This is a genomic window from Streptomyces sp. NPDC058195 (assembly GCF_042883525.1).
Classification (GTDB): Bacteria; Actinomycetota; Actinomycetes; order Streptomycetales; family Streptomycetaceae; genus Streptomyces.
The window spans coordinates 1-9715 of the sequence record NZ_JBHVVM010000057.1 but is presented as its reverse complement, the minus strand read 5'-3'; the positions used below and the strand labels follow the sequence as shown (position 1 = coordinate 9715).

The following is a 9715-nucleotide window of genomic DNA, read 5'->3' as shown; positions in this document are numbered from 1 at the left end:
CCACACCGCCGGAATCCCCATCGACTGGCAGACCTACTACGCCAACACCGGCGCCCGCACCACCAACCTCCCCACCTACGCCTTCCAGCACGAGCGGTACTGGCTCGCGCCCGGCTCCGGTACCCAGGATCCGGCTGCTTCGGGTCTCGACACGTTCGGTCACCCCGTCCTCGCCGCGGCCGTGAAGCTCGGCAACCGCGACGAGTGGCTGTTGACCGGACGCATCTCGACCGACGCACAGTCCTGGGTCGCCGAGCACGTACTCCTCGGCAACATCGTCGTGCCGGGCACGAACCACATCGAGCTCGCCCTCGCCGCGGGCCGCCACGCCGACACGCCCGTCCTCGAAGAACTCGTCCTCGAAGCCCCGCTCCTCCTCCAGGAGAGCGAAGCGGTCCAGGTACAGGTCACGGTCGGGGAGCCCGACCAGGACGGGCGCCGCGAGGTCGCCGTCTACACCCGGCCCGAGGCCACGGGCGCGTCCCCGGCCGAGGGCGGGGAGGCCCCGGAGGCCACCTGCCACGCTCGCGGCATCCTCGCTCCGACCACCGAAGAGCCTGCGGCCTGGCCCGCCCAGTGGCCGCCGACCGGGGCCACGGCCCTGCCGGTCGACAGCCTCTACTCCCGTCTCTCCGAGATCGGCTACGACTACGGCCCGGTCTTCCAGGGGCTGCGCGCCGCATGGCGGTCCGGCGACACGGTGTACGCCGAGGTCTCCCTCGCGGACGAGCACGTGGACGCGGCCGCCCGGGACTTCGGAATGCACCCGGCGCTCCTCGACGCGGCCCTGCAGAGCGGCGCCATCCTTCTGAACGACGGCGAGGGTGGCCGCCAGTGGATGCCGTTCAGCTGGTCGGGCGCCCGGCTCGACCAGCTGGGCGAGACCCGGCTGCGGGTCCGTGTCGTCTCGATCGGCGACGCTTCGCTGCGCCTCGACGCGGTGGACGGATCCGGGAACCACGTCGTCTCCGTGCGCTCCATCGTGGCGCGCCCTGTCGAACAGGCCCAGCTGGAGGGCGCCCGCCGCGCGGGAGCTTCGCCTCTGTACCAGGTGGACTGGACGACCGTGCCCGCACCCCGCCCGGCGGCGTCCGCACCCCTCGTCGAGCTTCTGGGCGGTACCTACGCCGACCCGGCCGAACTCGACCGTGCGGTGGCCGCGGGCGCTCCCGCCCCGGACACCGTGGTCGCCGTCATCGACCCGGCGGACTCCGGCGTCGCGACCGCGACGCTCCAGCAGACGGCCGAGCACGTCCTCTGCCTGCTCCAGCAGTGGCTGGCCGCGGAGTCCCTCACCGGATCCCGCCTGATCGTGGCCACCCGTCGGGCCGTCGCGACCGCCGCGGGCGAGACCGCGGACCCGGTCCAGGCGACCGCCTGGGGCCTGGCTGGCAGTGCCCAGTCCGAGCACCCCGAGCGCATCGTGCTCGTGGACCTGGACGAGCACGCCGCCGCCGAGGCGGACCTCGACTGGGCGTCGCTCGCGGCGCTGGAAGGGGATCCGCAGCTCGCGCTCCGCGACGGCCGGATCCTCGTACCGCGCCTGGCCCGCGCGACCGTCTCCCCGGGCCGACCTGCGCGGCCGGTCCTGGATCCGGAGGGCACGGTCCTGATCACCGGCGGCACCACCGGCCTCGGCGCCCTCTTCGCCAAGCACTACGCAAAGACGTACGGAGCCAAGCACCTCCTCCTGGTCAGCCGACGCGGCACCAACGCACCCGGCGTCACCGAACTCGTCACCGAACTCACCCACCTCGGCGCCCGCGTCGACATCGCCGCCTGCGACGTCACCAACCGCGACGAACTCGCCCACCTCATCAACACCCTCGAACACCCCCTCACCGCCGTCATCCACGCAGCCGGCATCCTCGACGACGCCACCATCGAGACCCTCACCCCCAGCCAACTGGCCCGCGTACTGGGCCCGAAGGCCGAGGCCGCCCTTCACCTCCACGAACTCACCACCCATCTCGACCTCTCCTCCTTCGTCCTCTTCTCCTCCGTCGCCGCCCTCCTGGGCGGTGTCGGCCAGGGCAACTACGCCGCCGCGAACGCGGCCCTGGACGCGCTGGCAGCCGCCCGCCGGGCCGCCGGACTGCCAGCGACCTCCCTCGCCTGGGGCCTGTGGGCCGAGGCAGGCGGTATGGGCGGCACGCTCGACGAAGCCGAGCTCGCCCGCCTCGAACGCGCCGGTATGGGCGGTCTGTCGGCCGATCAGGGTCGTGAGCTGTACGACGCCGCGCTCCGTCTCGACTCCGCGCTCCTCGTCCCGGTCCTCCTCAACCAGGCGTCCCTGCGCGACCAGGCCCGCTCCGGACTGCTCCCCGCCGTGCTGCGCGGACTCGTACGGATGCCCGCGCGCCGCACCCAGAGCGCTGGCGGCTCCCTGGCCCAGCGCCTCGCCTCCGTCGCGGAGGAGGACCGGCTCCGCGTGGCCCTGGACCTGGTGGTCACCCAGGTCGCGGCCGTCCTGGGACACTCCTCGCCGTCCGGTGTGGACCCCGAACGCGCCTTCAAGGAGCTCGGTTTCGACTCGCTCGGCGCCGTCGAGCTCCGCAACCGCCTGACCCAGACCACGGATCTACGGCTGCCCTCCACCCTCGTCTTCGATCACCCGACCTCTCTGGCGGTGGCCCGGTTCCTGCTGGCCCAGGCCGGTGCCGTGGAGACCGCCGAGGCGCGTCCGGCGGCCCGTACCGCCCGCAGGCCCGTCGATGACGAGCCGCTGGCCATCGTGGGCATGAGCTGCCGCTACCCGGGCGGGGTCAGCTCGCCCGAGGAACTGTGGCAGCTCCTCGCCGAGGGCCGCGACGCCATCACCCCCCTGCCGGACGACCGCGGCTGGGACCTGGCGAACCTGTACGACCCCGACCCCGAACAGACCGGCAAGGTGTACGCCACCGGCGGCGGCTTCGTCGACGGCGCTGGCGACTTCGACGCGGACTTCTTCGGGATCAGCCCCCGCGAGGCCCTCGCCACCGACCCGCAGCAGCGCCTCACCCTTGAGGCCGCCTGGGAGGCGTTCGAGACCGCGGGCATCGACCCGACGCGGCTCCACGGCACCGACACCGGAGTCTTCTGCGGGGTCGTGGCCTCCGACTACGCCTCGCAGGCTCCCGAGGAGCTCGACGGCTTCCGGCTCACGGGCACCGCGGCCAGCGTGCTGTCCGGCCGGGTCGCCTACACCCTGGGCCTGGAGGGCCCGGCCGTCTCCGTGGACACGGCCTGCTCCTCCTCGCTCGTCGCCCTGCACCTCGCCTCCCAGGCGCTGCGCTCCGGCGAATGCTCCCTCGCCCTCGCCGGCGGCGTCACCATCATGTCCAGCCCGTTCCTGCTCACCGAGTTCAGCCGCCAGCGCGGCCTCGCCGAGGACGGCCGCTGCAAGTCGTACGCGGAGGGCGCGGACGGTACGGGCTTCTCCGACGGTCTCGGCCTGCTGGTGCTGGAGCGCCTCTCGGACGCCCAGCGCAACGGCCGCCACATCCTCGGCGTGATCCGCGGCAGCGCCGTCAACCAGGACGGCGCCTCCAACGGCCTCACCGCCCCCAACGGCCCCGCCCAGGAACGCGTCATCCGCCAGGCACTCGCCAACGCCGGTGTCGCTCCCACGGAGGTCGACGCCATCGAAGGGCACGGCACGGGCACCCGGCTCGGCGACCCGATCGAAGCGCAGGCGCTCCTGGCCACGTACGGCCAGGACCGCGAGCACGGCCCGCTCCGCCTGGGCTCCATCAAGTCCAACATCGGCCACGCCTCGGCGGCTGCCGGTGTCGCGGGCGTGATCAAGATGGTCATGGCGTTGCAGAACGACCTGCTGCCCGCCACCCTCAACGTGGACGAGCCCTCCTCCCGCATCGACTGGGAGGCCGGGGAGATCCGCCTGCTCACGGAGGCGGAGGAGTGGAAGTCCACGGCGGACCGTCCGCGCCGGGCCGGAGTCTCGTCATTCGGCATCAGCGGCACCAACGCCCACGTGATCATCGAGGAGGCCCCGGCCGCCCCGGAGCCCGTGGCGACCGCCCGGGAGGAGCTCCCGCCGCTTCCGGTGGTGGTGTCGGCGAAGTCCGGCCCCGCGCTGCGTGCGCAGGCGGAGCGGCTGCGGTCGCATCTGGTGCGGCGGCCCGAGGCGGGCCTGCTGGACACCGCGTTCTCGGCCGTGACATCGCGGGCCCAGCTGGAGCAGCGGGCTGTGGTCGTCGCCGGTGACCGAGAGCAGCTGCTCGCGAGCCTCGCCGGACTGGCCGCGGGTGAGCCCGCAGCCGGTGTCATCCAAGGCCGCGCCGTAAGTGGGAAGACGGCGTTCCTGTTCACCGGGCAGGGCGCCCAGCGCGCCCGTATGGGCCTCGAACTCGCCGCCGCCTACCCCGTGTTCGACACAGCACTCGACGAGGTATGCCGCGAGCTCGACCCGCTCCTGGGCCGTTCCCTGCGCGAGCTGCTGGCCGCCGAGGACGACACACTCAACGCCACCGAGTACACCCAGACCTCACTCTTCGCCATCGAGGTCGCCCTCTACCGGCTCGTCGAATCCCTCGGAATCCGCCCCGACTACCTCATCGGCCACTCGGTGGGTGAGATCGCCGCCGCCCACATCGCCGGTGTCCTCTCCCTGGCAGATGCGTGCACCCTGGTCGCCGCCCGCGGCCGCCTCATGGGCGCACTGCCCACCGGCGGCGGCATGGCCGCCATCCAGGCAGAAGAACCCGAAACCCTCGCGGCACTGGCCGGCTTCGAAGGCCGGCTCGAGATCGCAGCCGTCAACGGACCCCGGTCCATCGTCGTCTCCGGCGACCTCGACGCACTCGACCAGTGGCTCCCCCGCTGGGACAAGCTGGGCCGCAAAACCACCCGGCTGCGCGTCAGCCACGCCTTCCACTCAGCCCGCATGGAACCCATGCTCGCTGAGTTCCGGAAGACCGCTGAAAGCCTCACCTTCAACCAGCCGAACATCACGGTCATCTCGAACGTGACCGGTGGCATCGTCACCGACGAACTCACCGACCCCGGCTACTGGGTCCAGCACGTCCGCGGCACCGTCCGCTACCACGACGGCATCCGCACCCTCCACCAGCAAGGCGTCACCCGCTACCTCGAACTCGGCCCCGACGCCATCCTCACCGCACTCACCCGCCAATGCCTCGACAACGAAGACGAAAGCGGCCTCGTCCTCACCCCCACCCTGCGCACCCGCCAGCCCGAAACCCACACCTTCGCCACCTTCCTCGGCCACGTCCACACCGCCGGGATACCGGTCGACTGGCAGACCTACTACGCCAACACCGGCGCCCGCACCACCAACCTCCCCACCTACGCCTTCCAGCACGAGCACTACTGGCTCGCGCCGGGCAGCGGTGCCGGAGACCTCGCGGCAGCCGGGCTGGGGCAGCTCGGGCACCCGCTGCTCGCCGCCGCCGTCAAGGTCGGCGACCGCGACGAGTGGATCTTCACCGGCCGCATCTCGCGGCAGTCGGCACCCTGGGTACAGGACCACGGCGTACTGGGCATGGTCATCGTGCCCGGCACCGCCTTCGTCGAACTCGCCGTGGCCGCTGGCACGCACGCCGGCAGCCCCGTACTCGAAGAGCTCGTGATGGAGGCGCCGCTGATCCTGGAGGAGGGCGCCGTACACCTCCAGGTCACCGTCGGCACTCCGGACGCGGAGGGCCGCCGCGAGGTCGCCCTCTACACCCGCCCGGAGTCGGGCGAGGACGAGGAGCAGGAGGCCGTGTGCCACGGCCGGGGCACTCTCGTTCCGGCCGCCGCTCGGACGGAGCCCGCCTGGCAGCCCACCGAGTGGCCGCCCGCCGACGCGGAGCCCGTCTCCGTGGACGATCTGTACGGCCGACTGACGGAGCTCGGGTTCGACTACGGCCCGGCCTTCCAGGGCGTGCAGGCCGCCTGGCGCGGCGATGACGCCGTCTTCGCCGAGGTGGCCCTGCCCGAGGCGACCTCCGCGGACGGCTTCGCCCTGCATCCCGCCCTCTTCGACGCCTCGCTGCACGGCGGGCTGTCCTGGCTCGACCGGGGTCCGGGCTCCACGGCCCGGCTGCCCTTCTCGTGGTCGGGCGTGAGCCTGACCGGGACGGCCGGGCAACGGGTCCGGGTCCGGATCTCCTCCGGCGGCGACTCCGCCCTGTGCGTGGACGTCCTCGGCGTGGGCCGCGTGGAGCGGCTGGCCTTCCGTGAGGTCGACCCCGCGAACCTGGACAACCTGCGCCGCTCGGGAGCAGCCCCGCTGTACCGCATCGGCTGGACGTCCGTGACGGCTCCGCGGAGCGACTCGGACGCCCGGGTCGTGGTCCTGGGCGGGGAGTACGAGGACCTGGCGGCGCTCGACGCCGCGGTGTCCGCCGGACAGCCGGCGCCGGAGCTGGTGGTCGCGGTGGTGGAGTCCGCCGATGCCACCGTCCGCGAGGTCACCGAGCGGACGCTGACACTGCTCCAGCAGTGGCTGGCGGCCGACGCGCTCGCCGACGCCCGTCTCGTCGTCGCCACGAGGAAGGCGGTCGCCGTGGCCGCCACCGAGGTCCCTGAGCTGGCGCAGGCGCCGGTGTGGGGCCTGGTCCGCAGCGCCCAGTCCGAACACCCCGAGCGGTTCCTGCTCGTAGACATCGAGGACGACACCGACACCACGGGCATCGACTGGACCGCACTCGCGGGCCTGGACGAACCGCAGCTCGCCGTCCGCGCCGACGAGATCCGCGTACCCCGACTCACCCGGACCGCGGCCCCGGCCAATACGGCCGCGGCCCCGGCCCTGGATCCGGAGGGCACGGTCCTGATCACCGGTGGTACCGGCGGCCTGGGTGCTCTCTTCGCCCAGCACTACGTCCGCGCCTACGGAGCCAGGCACCTGCTCCTGGTCAGCCGTCGCGGCGCCGCCGCCGAAGGCGTCACCGAGCTCGTCGCCGAACTCACCGAACTCGGCGCCCACGTCGACGTCGCCGCCTGCGACGTCACCGACCGCGACGAACTCGCCCGTCTCATCGGCACGCTCGAAGACCCGCTCACCGCAGTGGTCCACGCCGCAGGCATCCTCGACGACGCCACCATCGAATCCCTGACCGCCGCCCAGGTGGCACGGGTCTTCGCCCCCAAGGTCGACGCAGCCATCCACCTGGACGAGCTGACCGCCGACCACGAACTCTCCTCCTTCGTCCTCTTCTCCTCCGTCGCCGCCCACATCGGCAGCGCCGGTCAGGGCAACTACGCCGCCGCCAACGCCACCCTCGATGCCCTCGCGGTCCGCCGCCGGGCCGAAGGCCTGCCCGCCACCTCCCTCGCCTGGGGCCTGTGGGGCGAAGCGGGAGGCATGGGAGCCGGTCTCGACGAGGCCGAGCTGGCCCGCCTCGAACGCATGGGAGTGGGCGCACTCACCGCGGAGCAGGGTCTCGAGCTGTACGACGGGGTGCATCACCTCGACTCCGCCGTACTGGTTCCGGTGCGTCTGGACACGGCGGCACTGCGGAACCAGGCCCGCGCCGGAATGCTCCCCGCCCTCCTGCGCGGCCTCGTCCGCACCCCCACCCGAACCAGCACGCACACCACCACGACCACCGCCTCACTCGTCCAGCGACTCGCCGCCGCAACCGAGAACGACCGCACACACATCGCCGTCGAACTCGTCCAAACCCACGTCGCAGCCGTCCTCGGACACACCACACCCGACACCGTCGACCCCGAACGCGCCTTCAAGGACCTCGGCTTCGACTCCCTCGGCGCCGTCGAACTCCGCAACCGCCTCACCCAGGCCAGCGGCATACGACTCCCCTCCACCCTCGTCTTCGACCACCCCAACCCCACCGCCGTCGCCCACCACCTCCTCACCGAAATCAGCGACACCCTCACCACCGCGCCGACGGAGCCAGTGATCGACCGGGAGCTGCGGAAGTTCGAACGGGCACTCACCGAGGTCCTGGAGGAGGACAGGCAGCGCGTCGCGGCGCGGCTCCGGACGCTGCTGGCTTCGTTCGGCGAGTCGGCGCAGCCCGCGGCCCAGAAGTTCGACGCGGCCACGACGGCGGACGAGGTCTTCGACCTCATCGACGCGGAGTTCGGAGCGCTGTGACGGGCCGGGCAACGGAAACCAGCAACTTCAGTACAACCAGGGGGAAGAGAAGATGAGCAGCGAAGAAAGTGAGCTCCAGCAGGAGAAGCTGGTCCGGTACCTGAAGCGGGTCGCCGTCGACCTCAGCGAGGCCCGGGCCCGGCTCCAGGAGTACGAGGACCGTGCCGGGGAACCGCTCGCGATCGTCGGCATCAGCTGCCGCTTCCCGGGCGGGGTCACCTCGCCCGAAGAGCTGTGGCAGCTCGTCGCGGAGGGCCGCGACGCCATCACCCCCCTGCCGGAAGACCGGGGCTGGGACGTGGAGAACCTCTACGATCCCGACCCCGAGCAGCTCGGCAAGGTGTACACGCGCGGCGGCGGTTTCATGTCGGGCGTGGACGAGTTCGACGCGGGCTTCTTCGGGATCAGCCCCCGCGAGGCCCTCGCCCTCGACCCGCAGCAGCGGCACACGCTTGAGGCCGCCTGGGAGGCTCTGGAAGCGGCCGGCATCGACCCGACCTCGCTGCGCGGCACCGACGCCGGCGTGTTCGTCGGCGTCGGTACTTCGGACTACGGGGTGGTGCCCGCAGGGGCTCTTCCCGAGGTGGAGGGCTTCCGCCTGACCGGCGCCACCACCAGCGTCGTCTCGGGCCGGGTCGCCTACACCCTGGGTCTGGAGGGTCCGGCCGTGTCCATCGACACCGCCTGCTCCTCCTCCCTGGTCGCCCTGCACCTGGCGGCGCAGTCCCTGCGCTCCGGCGAGTGCTCCCTCGCCCTCGCCGGCGGCGTCACCATCATGTCCGGCCCGTTCCTGCTCACCGAGTTCAGCCGCCAGCGCGGCCTCGCCGCCGACGGCCGCTGCAAGTCGTACGCGGAGGCCGCGGACGGCACGGGCTTCTCCGACGGTCTCGGCCTGCTGGTGCTGGAGCGCCTCTCGGACGCCCAGCGCAACGGCCGCCACATCCTCGGCGTGATCCGCGGCAGCGCCGTCAACCAGGACGGCGCCTCCAACGGCCTCACCGCCCCCAACGGCCCCGCCCAGGAACGCGTCATCCGCCAGGCACTCGCCAACGCCGGACTCACCACATCCGACGTCGACGCGGTCGAAGGACACGGCACCGGCACCCGCCTGGGCGACCCGATCGAGGCCAAGGCCCTGCTGGCCACCTACGGGCAGAACCGTGAGAACGGTCCGTTCCACCTCGGCTCCATCAAGTCCAACATCGGCCACACCTCCGCCGCCGCTGGCGTGGCGGGCGTCATCAAGATGGTCATGGCGATGCAGAACGGCCTCCTGCCCGCCACCCTCAACGTGGACGAGCCCTCCTCCCACATCGACTGGGAGGCCGGGGAGGCCCGCCTCCTCACGGAGGCCGAACCCTGGCTCGCCACCGAAGGCCGCCTCCGTCGCGCGGGAGTGTCCTCGTTCGGCGTGAGCGGGACGAACGCCCACGTGATCCTGGAGGAGGCTCCGGCCGCGACGGCTGACGCGGCTGCCGCCAACGTACGGGATCCGGCGGCGGTTCCGGTGGTGGTGTCGGCGAAGTCCGGCCCCGCGCTGCGTGCGCAGGCGGAGCGGCTGCGGTCGCATCTGGTGCGGCGGCCCGAGGCGGGCCTGCTGGACACCGCGTTCTCCGCCGCGACCACACGCGCCCAGCTGGAGCACCG

At 72.5% G+C, this 9715-nt stretch carries 2 protein-coding genes; both read left to right on the top strand.

What is annotated here, in order from left to right:
- The coding region (locus tag ACFVWY_RS35170) for an SDR family NAD(P)-dependent oxidoreductase (protein ID WP_389878989.1) at positions 1 to 8068 on the top strand (8068 nt) is incomplete at its 5' end.
- Between the two features lie 52 nt (positions 8069 to 8120).
- Positions 8121 to 9715, top strand: a 1595-nt coding sequence (locus ACFVWY_RS35165; RefSeq protein ID WP_389878988.1) for a type I polyketide synthase, incomplete at its 3' end; no start/stop codon positions are given.